Origin of the sequence: Peribacillus saganii (assembly GCF_003429095.1) — a bacterium.
GTDB lineage: Bacteria > Bacillota > Bacilli > Bacillales > DSM-1321 > Peribacillus > Peribacillus saganii.
Genome location: NZ_QVTE01000044.1, coordinates 17847 through 33836 on the forward strand (window position 1 = coordinate 17847; position 15990 = coordinate 33836).

Below are 15990 nucleotides of genomic sequence, written 5' to 3' on the forward strand. Positions count from 1 at the left end.
CGCCTCCTCATTATGAGTTTCCCCTAAAAAAACATACCTCATGCAAGAAAAGCGGAAGCGCCATGACAAAAGGAACGTCGACTAAGTTCTGGCACGTCCTGTGCCAAACGTCGACGCCAGCACGTCCTGTGCAAGTCCGGCAAGCATAAGACAAGCACTGACAGAAGGCGCCTTTTGCCTTCCGAAGTGATTGGCTTATGACCTCGAGGCCGACTAAGTTCGCCACGTCCTGTGGCAACGTCGGCACTAGCACGTCCTGTGCGTCGGGGCTGGGCGCTGGAGCTAGACATCAGCACTTGTTGAAAAAGTTATACTTTCTTATCTAGGTTGCAAAAGCCTAAACTGCCCATTTCCCACTGTATCAGCAGGTACTAGCTTAAACCCATCATAACTTCTTCCTATGAAGATACCAGATCCGGATAGCTGTGCTAAAGAAAAAGCCCCTTATGGCGTGTACTTTCACACTCATAAGGGGCTTTTCGCAGAAAACATCGTTATATTAACTTACCAATTATTTACTAGTTCTTTCTCTTCTTTGGCCCGTACTCCGGCTTCTCTTGTTTCCATAATCCTTACGCCCCTGAGGAGATGTGCTTCGTCCATTGCGTTGACGGTTGGATGAAGACGAAGACCTGTTGCGGTCTCTTCTCATTGGCATTGGAGCTTCCTCGGTCAATTTCACCGGAGTGCTATCCGGCTCTTTTGTCAGCAATTTAAGAACAGATGCTACCAGGTCGCTTGCGGAATACTTCTGTAATAGTTCATCAGCGGTAGAAGTATATAAGCTTAAATCTTCCTGTTCCACAGTAGAGATGATTTTGTCAGTAACAGCTTTTTGCTGTCCTTCCAATGCTTCACTCAACGTTGGAGCCTTCATTTTAATCATGCGTTTCTTGGTTGTGTTTTCAACCGCATTAAGCTGGCCTCTTTCTCTTGGTGTTACAAAAGTAACCGCCATTCCCTTTTTCCCAGCTCTTCCTGTACGTCCAATACGGTGAACGTAGCTTTCAGGATCCTGCGGGATATCGAAATTGTAAACGTGGGTCACACCGGAAATATCAAGTCCGCGAGCAGCTACGTCTGTTGCTACAAGCACATCAATGCTGCCTTCTTTAAATTTCTTTAAAACAGACAAACGCTTAGCCTGGCTTAGGTCACCATGAATTCCTTCAGCCATGTAGCCCCGGATATTCAATGCTGATGAAAGTTCGTCAACCCTTCTCTTTGTACGGCCAAATACAATCGCAAGTTCAGGCGTTTGAATATCAAGCAAGCGCGCAAGAGTATCAAACTTTTCACCTTCACGAAGCTCTAAATAGTATTGTTCAATGCTTGAAACAGTCATTTCCTTAGCTTTCACTTTAACAAGCTTAGGGTCTCTCATGAACTTTTCAGCAATTTTACGGATTGGGTCAGGCATCGTAGCCGAGAAAAGAAGTGTCTGCCTTTCTTCCGGAACATTTGAAAGGATAGATTCAATATCCTCAATAAAGCCCATATTGAGCATTTCATCTGCTTCATCCAAAACAACTGTTGATACTTCACCCAAACGGATGTTTTTACGGTTGATATGGTCAATGAGTCTTCCGGGAGTTCCAACGATAATATGGGGTTTCTTCTTTAGTGCACGGATTTGACGGTCAATGTCCTGTCCGCCATAAACCGCCAGCACGCGAGCGCGCTTGCCATAGCCAAGCTTAAATAGCTCTTCCGAAACCTGAATTGCAAGTTCACGTGTCGGGGCAATAACGATACCCTGAACGTGATCGGCTTTGATATCGATTTTTTCCATTAGCGGAATACCAAATGCTGCTGTTTTTCCAGTTCCTGTCTGTGCCTGTCCAATAATATCCGATCCTTCAAGTGCAAGCGGAATGGTTTGGGCTTGTATTGGAGTTGCCTCCTCAAATCCCATTTTTTCAATTGATTTCATCGATGACTTATCAAGTCCTAATTCGCTGAATAATGCCAAGTTATACCTACTCCTTTAATTGTTTTATTGTGTATATCTTTAGAAAAAGCTTTCTCATTATGTGCCTTATGAATAAAGTGAAACCTGATCAGCGGGAGACTGCCGCCCCTTTAATCTGAGAAAAGCTTCAGCCTTTTGGTTACCCTTAATGGTACCGCCATGCAGCGCCTGAGGGCAACTGCGCCAAAGTTCCTAACGTAGCCAGGCTAAACTACCTGACTGCACAAATAAAACTTGGCCAGCGCCAAGCTTTTTCATACACAAAATAGGCCCTGCACAAACTGAGGGAAACACTTCCCCAGTAAATATTTCCAAACTTCCTATAGTCTAATAAATGCTGCTTACGAGCAGATTATATATTCAAGACACGAGGCCTATTTTATCCGAAAGTAATTTATCCAAATTATAAAGCTGTAAATGTAACGGAAATCTCTTTCAAAAGACATGATGGAATTGAATTAATCCCTACTCGAGCCAGAAAAATTCTGAGAACATCAAGCTTTGGCAATTTTGCCATATGAAGTATGTTACCATTTTAACAAACCTAATGCAATAAAGGAAAACTTTTCATCTAAACTACTTACTTGTTTTCAGTATTCCCCACTCTGGTAATCCCCATTCATTTGATTACTCTATTGATGGGTTATGAAGAAGTTACGGTTATTCTTTTCCCAATCTGGTTCGGATTGTGCATTAGACCGAAGCAAAAATTCAAGTATTTCGCAAAAAAGCGTTTTATTTTCCTCACAATGGCAAATCAAATGTTTTGCCTTTTCTACTAGCCGGAGCTCCTTTTCAGGAGAGCTGATATTTTCGAATAGAAAAAGTGCGCTTTTGGGAGGAACAATGCCATCATCTTTGCCTTGAGCAATGAAAGTAGGGATCCTAATCTCCCGGAATACCGAGCGGTTTGCTGCTACTAGCAGACGAAATTGATATGCCGCCGTAATCGGCGTTTTTAGCATTTTATTCTTATACCGAAAATAAAGCTCGTTCTGCCTTAATTTCCCGTTCCAAGCATCTTTTACCATCTCCATTGAATCAAAAACAAGCTGGCGGGGGTTTATATACCTTGCAGCCGCACTCAAAAGCACCAGCTTTTTCACAGGATATTTCGCTGCCAGGTAGCAAGCGATGACTCCGCCCATTGAAAAACCAATTAAAAAGACCGTTTCACATTCCTCCAAAAGAGATTGAAGGGCCTGTTCTGCACAATCAACCCATTCTGTATATCGGACTCCTTTTAAAGAACCGTTCTCCCCATGGCCTGGCAATGTGGGCACAACGAATTTCCAGTCTGTATGATTACCCAGAAATTCCGCAAGTGGATTAACTTCAAAAGGGGAGCCTGTGAAACCATGGATACATAAACAGCCATTCATCTTTCATCCCCCATTAAAACTACTATATATTCATTATTATACCCATGGCACAGAGCCAAAAACAAAATCCGCCCTAAAAAAGCAGATTGAACTAGAACAATCGAGATCAGGATATATTCTGGACAATTATACTTGTTTAATTAACAAGGAAAAGAGGTAACTTCGGTACATAGACTTTTTTACCGGAGGCAATATGTTATGAAAAAAGCGATGGTTATCATAAATCCATCTTCGGGAAAAGAAAAGTCCCGTCAATATCTACCCCATCTACAAGAGGTTTTGCAGCCTTTCTATAATGAGCTGGCCATCAAGGAAACACAGAAAGAAGGAGATGCGGTTTCCTTTGCAAAGGAAGCATGTATGAATAAGTATGAAGCTGTTATAACAATGGGTGGAGACGGAACAATAAGCGAAACCATAAATGGTCTTGGTGAGCAGGAGCATGTCCCTGCATTGGGAATCATTCCGTTCGGCACCATTAATGATTTTGCCCGCGCACTCCATATCCCATTAGAACCTATAGCGGCCATTGATTTATTATCAAAACAATTTATCAAAGAGGTGGATATCGGAAAAATAAATAATGGTTACTTCATGAATGTATTAGCGATCGGGGCAATTGCAGAAGCGTCCTATACAGTTACTGCTGACCAGAAAACAAAGCTTGGTCCAATTGCTTATTTTGTTGAAGGAGTAAAGGCTCTCATCAGGAAAACTCCTTTTGAATTCAGAATTGAGCATGATAGCGGTGCTTGGGAAGGGAAAGCATATTTAATGGTTGCTGCCCTGACCAACTCCGTAGGGGGCTTTGAATCTCTTGAGCCTAACGCTGAAGTCAATGACGGAAAACTCCACGTCTTCATTATTAAAGAGATTTCATTCCAAAAAATTTTTAAAATTATCCCAAGCCTGCTTAAAGGCGAACTGAAACACAATGACCAAGTTGAATATATCAGAACATCGCGCCTGGCAGTCACCTCACCTGAAAAGTTAGCCGTAAATATTGATGGCGATGAGGGAGTTCTTTTGCCAATACAGGTCCAAGTCCTAAAAAACCATTTATCCGTCTTTGTCCCACCGCTCCGGGAATAATATAGGTTTCTTCATTTAAATTACCTTCGCTATCATTATGAATTAAGCCTGCCGGGCTTCGATGAGCAGGCTTAATTTGTTTACTAAGTGGGCACAAATTGGTCCAGCTTGCATCTCAGCCCCCTTTGAATTTATCAGCCAGTTCTTTATTTAAGCAGCTAAGCTGCCCAGCTATTTCAGCAATTTCAGCAATTTGGATGGATGCCTTTGTAATTTCTTCAAATGTTCTTCTTAAGTCATCGAAAATTGATCCAAAATTGCCTATTCTAAAATCGCTCATTTTAACACTATTCACCGAGTTATCCAGGATTCCAATGATATTTTTGTTGATTTTCTCGAACAAGCTTATCTCTCCCACGATAACTTGAAAGCTTTCCTCAAACTTTTCAATCGTTTTCTGGACAGACAAAATCTAACTTTGAATATGATCGAGTGCATCTTCCGTCTGATGTGCCAGGTTTCTGACTTCCTGGGCAACGACCGAGAAACCTCTTCGATAATAAGTCTTTATAAATGTTTAACCATCGCGGACGTTCAGCTTGATTAGGATTGGCTGCTGAGTTTATGCGCGACCTCTTCCAGCTTCATCCCCCTAGATCCTTTAACAAGCACAAGGTCACCTGAGGAGACATGCTTTTTCAATTCTTCAACCAATTCTCCCTTATCATTGAACGCGAAAACATTTTCTGCAGAAAAGTGATTTTTCGCACCTTCTGCAATTAGGCGGCCCAGTCTCCCAAACGTAAACACTTTATTAATTTGGGCAGGATTGATTTCCTCTCCTAGCTTATAATGAAACTGCTCTTCCTCAGGGCCAAGCTCCAGCATATCCGCAAGCACTGCAATTTTATTGCCAAATCCAGTAAGTTCCCCGACCAAATCAATTGCCGCCTTCATGGAAGTCGGGCTTGCATTATAGGCATCGTTGATAATTTTCTCCCCATTTAGCCCTTCTACCATTTCCATTCTCATACTAGTTAATTGGATATTATTTAACCCGTCCTGAAGTTTGGTTTCTTCTACATCAAGCGTTCTGGCTGCAGCGATAGCAGCGATCGCATTCAATACATTGTGTGTCCCAAGGACCGAAATAGTAAACTCCTCTTTGTTGTCGTTCAAAGAAAAAACAGTGTGATCCTGACCGGTTTGGATATTTACAGGATAAATGTCATTGTTTTCTCCCTTCCCGAAGGAAATTGTCTGGAAGTGCCGTTCTTCAACAGAAGATTCCAGCTTGTCTCTCAGCAAAGGTTCATCACCGTGATAAATAACTGTACCGCCGGCTTGGAGTCCTGATATGATTTCGAGCTTCGCCTGCGCAATTCCTTCGCGTGACCCGAGATCTAGCAGATGGGCTTCCCCAATATTTGTAATGATTACCACATTCGGCCGGGCAAGCTTTGATAGAAGCTCAATTTCTCCGCGGCCGCTCATCCCCATTTCCAATACGGCAATTTCAGTTTCCTCATCCATGCCTAGCATTGTCAACGGCAGACCGATATGGTTATTAAAATTCCCATTTGTCTTATGAACTTTATAAGTAGTCCCAAGTAAAGAAGCAGTCATATCCTTTGTTGTGGTTTTTCCGTTGCTTCCCGTAATGCCAACAATTTTCAATGAAAGCTGATCGCGGTAATTCTTCGCTAGCTGCTGCAAGGCTTGCAATGTATTTTCCACCAAAATAATTGGCTGCCCCGCAGGAGGATTAGGCACGTCCTTCTGCCATAAAGATGCGGCTGCCCCTTGGGAAATTGCCCGTTCAACATATTGATGTCCATCAACATTTTCCCCTTTAAATGGGATAAATAAGTTGCCGGCACCAATGCTTCGGCTATCAATGGAGACACCCGTTACCTCCACTGACTGAAAAGCGCTTATATCATTTAATCCGCCAGCCATTTCATGTACTTGTGCTAATGTCCTTTTTATCATGTTAATCCTCCTATATTCTGCTTACCGCCAATATAGCTATTTGGGCCAAGTCTATAAAACGCGGTTTCTGGATGCTCACAATTATTTATCGTACCGACGACCCTAACGAAGCAGAAGCTGCATTCTATATGCAGCTTCTGCCCTGTCTATTTCCGTTTCTAGACACCCTTTGGATTACCTGTTAAAAACTATGTTTAATTTTTTGTTTTTCCTGATATCGTTCTTGTGCAAGAGCAACCAGTCTCTCGATTAGCTGAGGGTATTCAACCCCTGTATGCTTCCATAGCAACGGAAACATACTGAATGGAGTGAAACCTGGCATCGTATTTACTTCATTGATATAAACCTTTCCTTCGTTAGTTAAGAAGAAATCGGCACGTACCAATCCTGAGCAATCAAGCGCTTTGAATGCCTTTTCGGACATTTCACTCAGTGTTTTATATTCTTCATCTGTAATTTCAGCTGGGATAACCATCGCTGTGTTCCCGTCTTCGTACTTCGCTTTATAATCATAAAAATCCTTTTTGGGGATGATTTCGCCTGCTACAGAGCATTGCGGTTCATCATTGCCCAAAACACCGATTTCTATTTCTCTTGCAATTACACCCTCTTCAATAATAATCTTTCTATCGAATTGGAAAGCCTCTTCAAACGCAAGTTCAAGCTCCTCCAGAGTTGTGCATTTGCTTATCCCAACGCTTGACCCTAGATTGGCAGGCTTAACAAAACAAGGATAGCCTAACTCCGCTTCCACTCTTTTATAGGCTGCACTCTTATTTTTCTCCCATTCCGAACGGATAAGCCACGTATATTTGACTTGCGGCAAACCTGCCTGGGCAAATATATTTTTCATGATTACTTTATCCATCCCAGCTGAAGATGCCAGAACACCGTTGCCCACATATGGAAGATTTAGCAGCTCGAGCATTCCCTGTACAGTTCCATCCTCACCATTGGGACCATGGAGCAGCGGAAATATTACATCCAAACCTTGTTGACCTTCCTCATCTTTAACGGCGGGAAATAGGCTTGATCCTATAGCGGCCGATACACCTGTTGATTCTGAAAACGCAAGCTCCTTCACGCTTTCGGCCGAAGCTTCCAATTTCGGCCCATTAACCCAGGTTCCTTCCTCTGTTATGTATATCGGATGTATGTCAAACTTCTCCAAATCTAATGCTTTAATTACCGCCAAAGCAGTTTGCAGTGATACTTTATGTTCAGCAGACTTCCCGCCATACAGCAGCCCTAATTTTGTTTTCATGATATTACCTCCATTGCTTATTACCCCATCAATTGTAACACTTATCATTAAAAACGAAAAAGTTTTCTATTGGCAAATTAAAAAAGCGAAGAACTGAAAGGTAAGCTGAAAACAGCAGCAACAACCCTTCCGTTAATGCAGTAATCTGAAGGTGGCTAAATCCAGCATTAAATAAGTGCAGTTCTCCTACTCTGATAATCGAGTAAGTTCCTTATATATATATGTTTTATACAGCTCGCTCCACAACAAAAAAAGAGCAGAAAGAAAACCTTGCTGTAAAAACAAGGTTTTCTTTCTGAATCTTACAGTATAATAACTGACCATTCCTGTGATTTTCGCTGATAAGTTAACTTTGCGGCAGCTGGCTGTTTTTTTATGTCATCAAAAGCATCCAGCATATCATCCATATTTAAATAGTCACCAACAACCCAAATCGGAATCTCCAATCGGTTCCGATTCTGCTGAATCCCTGCAAATGAAAACACAGCGCCCTCTTGCATTAGCCGGGAAAGCATCACCAGCACATCACTTGGAACCTGAGTATACTCATTTTTTTTCCTAATCCCAAGCCATGTTCGGTCAAGCTTAAGCAATTCCAGCTTCAGTGTGAATAAATTTCCAACTATACCATAAAAGGAATCAATTGAGCGATAATATACTTTATTGAACCACCCATCATCATGGGCCAGATAAACAAATTGATTATTCAGCTTCCCATAGAATGGCGGATTCAAATGGTTTTTACAATGCCCCAGATAAAGCAGCTCCGCGATTTCAGGACCATCAAGCTCATCGAGTCCAATTTCTTCATCGAAATCTATCCAGCAAAAATCCCCTGAATTATTAATGTCATCCTTCACAAGCTTCGCCACATTTTCTCGCGGAATAAAATCCAGCAATGTATTCATGTTAAACTCCGCGTCTTCAGATTTTGCCTTTAGTAGTAAAATATTTTGAAGCGGGTGATTGAGTGAATATGTAAACTCACGAAAAGTCATCCCGTAGGAAAGGACAAATCGTTCTGAAGCTTGCAGATGCAGGTATAGAATTTCTCTGGTACCGTATTTCATTGTCTATAAACCTCCGGACCGGAATAGGAATCGCTTCGCAACCGGGAAACAAATGTAAAAAAGGACTACTATATTAAGACGTTTTTCGTTCATATTTGTTACGGGTTTTCTTTCAAAATTTTAAAATTGTTAAAAAACTGAATATTTATGGAATGTATAGACACTATTTTATCAGAAAAAAGGTAAATAAATGGAACTTTATATATCTTTGTGAAGATTATTATATTAAACAAACGAATTAGTCTCTATTATACACCGTTTCCGCCACTTTAAAATGGCTGCATCCAACCTTTTGATATCATATAGTATAATGGACAAAACTATTGAAAGGGAGCTGCCATTACAATGCTTACAATATACTTAACACGCCATGGCCAGACCGAATGGAACTTGGAAAGGCGGATGCAGGGCTGGGGGAATGCGGAATTGACTTCCCAGGGTCTTCAGGATGCTGCAGCCCTCGAAAAGAGACTTAATAATCTCCATTTTGATGCGATTTATACCAGTACTAGCAAAAGGGCCTATCACACCGCAGAAATCATTGCCGCCAACAGAAAAGTGGAAATAATCAAGGATGACTTATTCAGAGAAATGAGCTTTGGTGACTGGGAGGGCCGAATAATAAAGGACATCGAGAAAGAATTCCCTGCTGAATATAAATCTTTTTGGGAAACTCCTCATTTATATACGAGAGACCAAGGAGAACAATTTTCCGAGGTACAGAAACGGACAGAAAGCGCACTGAAGCTAATCATGAAGAATCACCCTTCAGGCACTGTACTGGTTGTCGCCCACTCGATTTTCCTAAGAATCCTGATTGCTTATATTAATGGAATTCCACTGGAGCATCTTTTCAAACAAAAAGCGCTCGGCCATACGAGTCTGACAAAGGCAATTGTCGAAGACAGAAAGCCCAAGATAGTATTTGAAGGAGATATGTCACATGTAGAGCATTAATCTGGAAGAAAAAAACATTGTTTAGCAAGGTTTCCGGATACGGTATGCCGGACCTTCGAAAGTAATGTAAAGCGGATTCTAGAGGAGAAAAACGAAGCTGAGAATATTATTCGATCTATATCCCTAATCAATATAATGGCATACGGAATTAACCCAGGGACAAAAACGGGAGCGCCCTGAGTACAGAAAGAACTGCTATGATCGTAACATCCTATGGCAACTTTGGCATTAACATGTCCTCACAAGGCTAACGTTTAGTGCGAATGTAGGTTCATACCCTGTACTCGGGTCTTAATTAGGTTCCTGCGAAAAAAACGTTGCCAGAAGCTGGAGCTAAAGATAGACACGGCAAGTTATCTGCATCTCTTACCTTCTTATAATTTCCGAACAAAAAAGGATAGGCTTCAGAATCCCTTCTGCGCCTATCCTTTTACATGTTAAAATCAGCTTGCTTTTCTGCCTTTTAATTGAGTATTTTGACCCGAAAACTTGCCTTCCCATTTTGAAATAACGATAGCAGCAAGAGAGTTACCTACCACATTTACAGCTGTACGAGCCATGTCGAGAATACGGTCGATACCCGCAATAAAGGCCAATCCTTCAACCGGAAGTCCAACTGTTCCAAGTGTTGCAAGAAGAACAACAAACGAAACGCCAGGAACGCCGGCAATCCCCTTAGAAGTTACCATTAAAACAAGCATCAAGGAAATTTGATCAGATATGCTCATATCAATTCCGTACATTTGAGCGATGAAAATCGCCGCCAAAGCTTGGTATAATGTCGATCCATCCAGGTTAAAAGAATAACCGGTCGGAATAACAAAAGATGTGATATGTTTTGGACAGCCGAGCTTTTCCATCTTTTCCATAATCCTAGGAAGCACCGTCTCTGAGCTTGCTGTAGAGTATGCCAGGATCAGTTCATCTTTTAATATTTTAATAAGCTTAAAGATATTAAAGCCAACCATTTTGGCTATGGCACCTAATACGACGAAGATAAAGAATGCCATTGTTGCGTACACTACAATTACAAGTTTTCCAAGAGGAATAAGTGATTCGAGACCAAACTTGGATACTGTTACCCCAATCAAAGCAAATACGCCAATTGGTGCGAACATCATAATTTTATTAGTTACATAGAACATTGCTTCAGCTGTTCCCTGGAAGAACGCAAGAACAGGCTTTCCTTTTTCACCGATTGCCGCTATACCTAATCCGAATACAATCGAGAAGAAAATGATGGCAAGCATATTTCCTTCAGCAATTGCTGCTATGGGGTTAGAAGGTACAATATTCACAAAAGTTTCGGCCATTGAATGGCTTGTTGTTTCCGCGCTATCCACATAGCTATTGATGTCTGTTTTGCTCAGCGCATCCATTTCTACTCCAGCACCAGGCTGGAAGATGTTCGCTGCCAATAATCCAATAATAATTGCTATGGTTGTAATAATCTCAAAATACAATAATGATTTACCGCCAATTTTGCCGAGCTGCTTCATATCGCCAACTCCGGCTACGCCGACTATGATACTGGCAATTACAATAGGGACAACGATCATTTTAATTAACCGTAAAAAGATATCGCCAACTGGCTGCAGATATTCTGCTACCTGCGGATTACCATAAAAAATCGCGCCAACAGTAATCCCCAGGACTAAGCCAATAAATATTTGCCATGCTAAGCCTATTTTTTTCATGCTTATCCTCACCTTTCTTATTAGTTTTCTACGTTGAAAAATGTCTTGGCAAGGGATACAAGATCGTTAATTTGCACAAAAAAAGACACGCAGGGTGTCTAACTGTGCTTATATAGCACAAACTGTTCCCTAAGACGCTGACGGGGTTAGCTGTCGGGTTAGGACCTGGAAACTGGCCCTTCCGTGAAAGGATTCACCCCTAGCAGCCTAACGGCCACAAAGATGGTTCCCCCGTTCTTACAAAGATTAAGCGGTAAAGTGCGGTAACTTAATATTATCTTAAAAAAATAATATTGTAAATAGCAATGGATTTCCAGTAAGTTATCAATGCATCCTTTAGTTATTTAATTTTTCATAATAGTATTTCACAAAAAAGAACCTCTTTATAGAGGTTCACTTTTCCAGAACACCAATCAAAACATACCGTAACTTCTCGCGATTAGTGATTGTTTTCATAGTTTTTAAATTAGGATCCAATGATTTTACAGGTGTAATAAATGGAGCTTTCTTAACTGAACCTGGTGCATCTGAAAGCAATACAGTGTTTCCAGGCTTTATCCCCTTTTTCACCTCGTGCTCACCATGAAAGGAAAGGCCTGTTGTAATGCTCCTCTTGGCCAGCAACCCTGCAGATGTTAGTTGGTATACATATTCCTGCTTTTGGTTCTTGTGAACGGATTTTGAAGGGATAACAGGTACTCCCACCGCTTTATCAACTATGACCGTGACATCTACCTTTGATCCACTGAAAAGACGATCAGGAGCTTCCTCTATCACGCCGCTGAATAGATAGCTGCTTTCTTTTTCTACAGAAGGATCTTCCAACGGATACGGATTGATTTTTTGAATGGATCCGTTCAGTTTCTTTTTCAATGAATTTGAAGAAACCTTAATTTCCATGCCTTCGCTTGCTTTTTCTCTTTGCCGCTCATTGAAATACCCTTCTACTGCCGGGGTATTGGAAGCAATGACTATAACTGGGTTTCCTAAATCCTTATCGATTTGTTTTACGATTCCATCCACTTCACTGGAAATAGTCGCGGCCCCGGTTTGTTCCTCTATGCTTTGGATTTGGGCTTCATATTTCTGTACCTTTTGCTCAAGCCTGCTTCTCTCATATTCCTGGCGATAAATGTCCTGCTCAATGGAGCTAATAATTTCTTCAACTGAATTTTCAGCTAAAGCAGTATCCATGAAATCCGCAGTATCGGCAATTGGCTGGTCTGCCTCAACTGATAACTGATAGCTTTCCAATTTGTCGATTTGTTCCTCAATACTTGTAATCTCACCCTCCGCAGCTTTCTTTTCTGCCTCAAGCTCTCTTTTTTCCGCTTCAAGCCTAGGGGATGAATATTCAAAAAGCGGCGTACCGGCAGAAACAGCATCCCCCTCTTGGACCAGAAACTGATCAAAATCTTTGTCTTCCTCATTGAAATAAACATAATGCTCTTCAGAAGGCTTTATAACAGCTTTTGCATTAAAGCTTTCTGTAATATTTCCTTGTTCAGCCTTCTTCCATTTCTCAACATAAACCGTTCTCTGGACCTCACTGTCTTCTCTCAATGTGAGATAAATATTGACAACAACCAGGAGAATGGCAGGAAGAACGACTGATGTTATTTTCCAATTCTTCATCATTCCACCCCCTTAAACAATTACCGAAATATTTATGTACGTTAAAAATGCAGACACAAGCCAGACCAATAAATAAAACACAACAACAGTGCCAAGTATCAGGTATTTATTTTTATTTGATAGATTCGTTATGAAATAGTATTGCAGGGCGATCATTAATACTTGAAAAATAGAAATCTCGCCTAAAAAATGAATTAGGTAGCCATTAGATGTAAAATGCTGGCCAATTACTCCCAGTGCAAATGGACTAGCATCTTTGTTAATGTCCATGGCAACAGAAATAGGGATCAATAGGGCCTTCTCAAACAACCCAATGCATAGCACAATCATTTGAACAGATACTAATTTAATGTATGAAATGTCCGCCGCCAGCCAGAAAAACATGGCTGATAAAAAAAGAAAGAGTGCTGCAAACAAAATTCCGGCAAACAGCCGGCCCAAAATAAATAATTGTTTTTTCGACTCCAGTTCTGCAGCGGAGAGCGCTTCCACCTCTTTAGAGATTGTTTCCGACCCTATCCCAAACAGGCCGCTAACTGCAAAAAGAAGAATACTTATGATAAATAAAAAAATCACCTTTGGAAGAAACCCTTTCACAGATTCAGCCTGCTTTAACTGATACCGAATTAAAGCAGGGTGAAAGAGGCCTTTTAACAATTGAACCTGATAAATCATTATTTGTCCTCCAGATTTCGAAAATAATAGCATCTCCTATTTTATATTAAAATGAAAGAAAATGTCGGATTAATACGTAAAAAATCGCAAAACCCAACTATTCCCTACATGTATTCTCGGCTGTTAATTTGTAAAAATTACAGCAGGATTTCCGTTCCGCATAACATCCGGATGTGTTTAGGCAAGACATGAATTTCTGCCGGTGTCTTCATATATACTTCCCCATCCGAATCAGCATCCATTGTCTCCGGAGTGTAAATTCTGAAGGATCTTGTCTGGAAATAAAGAATTTCGGCCTCTTCATTTACAATCTCTCCAACTGTCCTCTTCATTTCGAGGACTTCTCTGAATAAGGACAGACTTGAATTCTTTACAATGATTATATCCAGCTGTCCGTCGTTTATTTCAATAAGAGGGGCTGGAATCTGGTTCGTTCCTATGTATTTTCCATTCGCTGCAAGAATCATGACGGCTTCATCTTCTATAACATTGCCATCACATACAATTTTGAAGGGAAAGGGATCCATTGAATTAACTGTTCTGAGCATACTCATTAAATAACTGATTTTCCCTAGGCGATTTTTTTCGTCCGCATCTATATTGTTGGAGGTTTCCGTAATCAGGCCTATTCCCCAGAAATTTAAAAAATAATCGTTCCCATCTGTTCCAATATCAACCTCTATATACTCGCCAGACACCATTTGCTCAGCCGCCCGCCTGATATTCTGCGGAATATTGAGTGCCCGGGAGAAATCATTGCAAGTCCCTCCTGGAAGAATGCCAAATAAGGGCCTTTTATCAAGACCCGCAAGCCCATTTATACACTCATGGACTGTCCCGTCTCCGCCCATCACAAAAACGACATCCATTTCCTCTCCATGTATACGGCAGAAATTGGCTGCGTCTCCCTGCTTTTGGGTTTTAAGTAGAAGAAATTCACTAATATGAGGTGCCAGAAGAGCCAAGCATGCGGCCAGTTGTTTTTCTATATTACCATTGCCTGCCTTTTCATTATAAATTAATAGCCCTTTTTGCCATCCCATGGCTTGAGTACCCCCTGCTACAAATCAGTTCTACTTACCTTCATTTCCTAATTCACCAGGTTTAAAACCTTTTTGTCTCTTATTCTGATATCCTCCCTTGGTCTTACCAGCTTATCAATCAGGCTGGGAGCAGGCCGAGGAAAGTTATGATAGTTTCCTGTAAAAACTTTAGCAACACTCTAATAATCTTTTCTTTGTCCTTTCCAATAACAGTCCCTGCCGGACAAATGAACAGTCGACCCCACTAATATTAATTTGAAACAAAGGAAGCGATCATCCGTATGTACTAATCGTATCTTTCTCGAATAAAAAATTTCACATGATAAATCCGTTGACAGCGTAATTTTTCTTATGTATTATAAAACCAAGTATTTTTATAGGTTTTATCAATTATTAAGAAAAAGAACTTCATTATAAACTTTGATTATAATATTTTCAGTTCTGCTAATAATAGTAGTTTTGCCATTGAAAGGAGTGTGTCCCAAATGAAAATTGATTCCTATTCTATAATGCCTGGTGCGGAATCACTATTTTACCCTGGGAACGAAATCGGAGTCTTAATTAGCCATGGATTTAACGGCACCCCCCAGAGTATGAGATATATAGCAGAAAAAATCTCGGAAGCTGGCTATACGGTTTCAGTTCCCAGGCTAAAAGGTCACGGGACCAGTCACCAAGAAATGGAGGAGTGCTCGTATACAGATTGGATTGATAGCTTAGAAACTGCATATAATCAGCTTTCCATGAGCTGCCTAAGTATTTTTATCATGGGACAATCCATGGGAGGCACCCTTGCCATTGATTTGGCGTCCAGAAGAAAAGTAGATGGTGTGATCACTCTGAATGCGGCCTTTGAAGTCCCTGGATACGAGCAGTATAAACACGTGGCCACACCAAGATTCATTGAAGAAGGCGAGCCCGATATAAATGACCGGAACGCAATGGAAATTACGTATACAACTGTCCCGCTTCAATCGATTAAGGAACTGCTTGCTTTGATTGAAGCTACGAAAGAAAAGCCATCTTCAGTTCACTGCCCTATAATATTTTTTCATTCGCCCGAGGACCACGTTGTACCGGCAAAATGCTCGGAGGACCTTTATCATTCCGTCACTTCGCGCTATAAAAAAATTCACGCTCTATTGAATTCCTATCATGTCGCCTCATTAGACTTTGATAAAGATTTTATAGTAGCCAGCTCTCTCCAATTTATCGCGGCTTTTGCAGACTCGCAGAATCCACCAGACCAGGTTATCTACAGCTAGTTTTTG

The 15990-nt window shown here is 41.0% G+C and carries 13 protein-coding genes and 1 riboswitch; of the genes, 3 read left to right on the forward strand and 10 right to left on the reverse strand.

Annotation, left to right across the window (positions count from 1 at the left end):
* Window positions 1-511 precede the first annotated feature (511 nt).
* Both D0469_RS15085 and D0469_RS15090 read right to left on the reverse strand, forming a co-directional pair.
* A complete protein-coding gene (locus D0469_RS15085; RefSeq protein ID WP_233523080.1) occupies window positions 512-1972 on the reverse strand; it encodes a DEAD/DEAH box helicase in 1461 nt (486 codons plus the stop codon).
* 632 nt (window positions 1973-2604) lie between these two features.
* Window positions 2605-3354, reverse strand: a complete 750-nt coding sequence (locus D0469_RS15090; RefSeq protein ID WP_117327556.1) for an alpha/beta hydrolase — start codon at window positions 3352-3354, stop codon at window positions 2605-2607.
* A gap of 198 nt (window positions 3355-3552) precedes the next feature.
* Between D0469_RS15090 and D0469_RS15095 the strand changes: the two genes are divergently transcribed.
* Entirely contained in the window at window positions 3553-4446 is an 894-nt protein-coding gene (locus tag D0469_RS15095) for a diacylglycerol/lipid kinase family protein (protein WP_117327557.1), read from the forward strand.
* A 115-nt stretch (window positions 4447-4561) separates the two neighbouring features.
* Here the strand turns inward: D0469_RS15095 and D0469_RS15100 are convergent, their stop codons facing one another.
* The 4 genes from D0469_RS15100 to D0469_RS15115 form a co-directional block, all read right to left on the reverse strand.
* Window positions 4562-4789 (reverse strand): hypothetical protein, encoded by a 228-nt coding sequence (locus D0469_RS15100; protein ID WP_158553513.1) that lies wholly within the window; start codon window positions 4787-4789, stop codon window positions 4562-4564.
* A 200-nt stretch (window positions 4790-4989) separates the two neighbouring features.
* A complete protein-coding gene (locus tag D0469_RS15105; RefSeq protein ID WP_117327559.1) occupies window positions 4990-6378 on the reverse strand; it encodes a UDP-N-acetylmuramoyl-tripeptide--D-alanyl-D-alanine ligase in 1389 nt (462 codons plus the stop codon).
* A 181-nt stretch (window positions 6379-6559) separates the two neighbouring features.
* Window positions 6560-7642: a D-alanine--D-alanine ligase gene (locus tag D0469_RS15110; protein WP_117327560.1), complete on the reverse strand. Its 1083-nt coding sequence runs from the start codon at window positions 7640-7642 to the stop codon at window positions 6560-6562.
* A gap of 302 nt (window positions 7643-7944) precedes the next feature.
* Window positions 7945-8712, reverse strand: coding sequence for a hypothetical protein (locus D0469_RS15115; RefSeq protein WP_117327561.1), 768 nt, complete (start codon window positions 8710-8712; stop codon window positions 7945-7947).
* A 345-nt stretch (window positions 8713-9057) separates the two neighbouring features.
* Between D0469_RS15115 and D0469_RS15120 the strand changes: the two genes are divergently transcribed.
* Entirely contained in the window at window positions 9058-9669 is a 612-nt protein-coding gene (locus D0469_RS15120) for a histidine phosphatase family protein (protein WP_117327562.1), read from the forward strand.
* Between the two features lie 443 nt (window positions 9670-10112).
* On the opposite strand, the gene D0469_RS15125 is transcribed toward D0469_RS15120, so the two are convergent.
* From D0469_RS15125 to D0469_RS15140, 4 genes are all read right to left on the reverse strand, one after another.
* The gene (locus D0469_RS15125; protein WP_117327563.1) at window positions 10113-11366 is read right to left on the reverse strand and encodes a cation:dicarboxylate symporter family transporter; all 1254 of its coding nucleotides are present in this window, start codon (window positions 11364-11366) and stop codon (window positions 10113-10115) included.
* A 120-nt stretch (window positions 11367-11486) separates the two neighbouring features.
* A riboswitch (cyclic di-AMP (ydaO/yuaA leader) is annotated at window positions 11487-11629 on the reverse strand.
* A 130-nt stretch (window positions 11630-11759) separates the two neighbouring features.
* Window positions 11760-13004, reverse strand: a complete 1245-nt coding sequence (locus D0469_RS15130; RefSeq protein WP_158553515.1) for an efflux RND transporter periplasmic adaptor subunit — start codon at window positions 13002-13004, stop codon at window positions 11760-11762.
* A gap of 9 nt (window positions 13005-13013) precedes the next feature.
* Window positions 13014-13676 (reverse strand): hypothetical protein, encoded by a 663-nt coding sequence (locus D0469_RS15135; RefSeq protein WP_117327565.1) that lies wholly within the window; start codon window positions 13674-13676, stop codon window positions 13014-13016.
* Window positions 13677-13813: 137 nt separating this feature from the next.
* Window positions 13814-14719: a YegS/Rv2252/BmrU family lipid kinase gene (locus D0469_RS15140; RefSeq protein ID WP_117327566.1), complete on the reverse strand. Its 906-nt coding sequence runs from the start codon at window positions 14717-14719 to the stop codon at window positions 13814-13816.
* A gap of 485 nt (window positions 14720-15204) precedes the next feature.
* Here D0469_RS15140 and D0469_RS15145 point away from each other — a divergent pair, with 485 nt between their 5' ends.
* Window positions 15205-15984 carry an alpha/beta hydrolase gene (locus tag D0469_RS15145; protein WP_117327567.1) on the forward strand — a complete coding sequence of 260 codons (780 nt, stop codon included), beginning with the start codon at window positions 15205-15207 and terminating at the stop codon, window positions 15982-15984.
* Window positions 15985-15990: the final 6 nt, after the last annotated feature.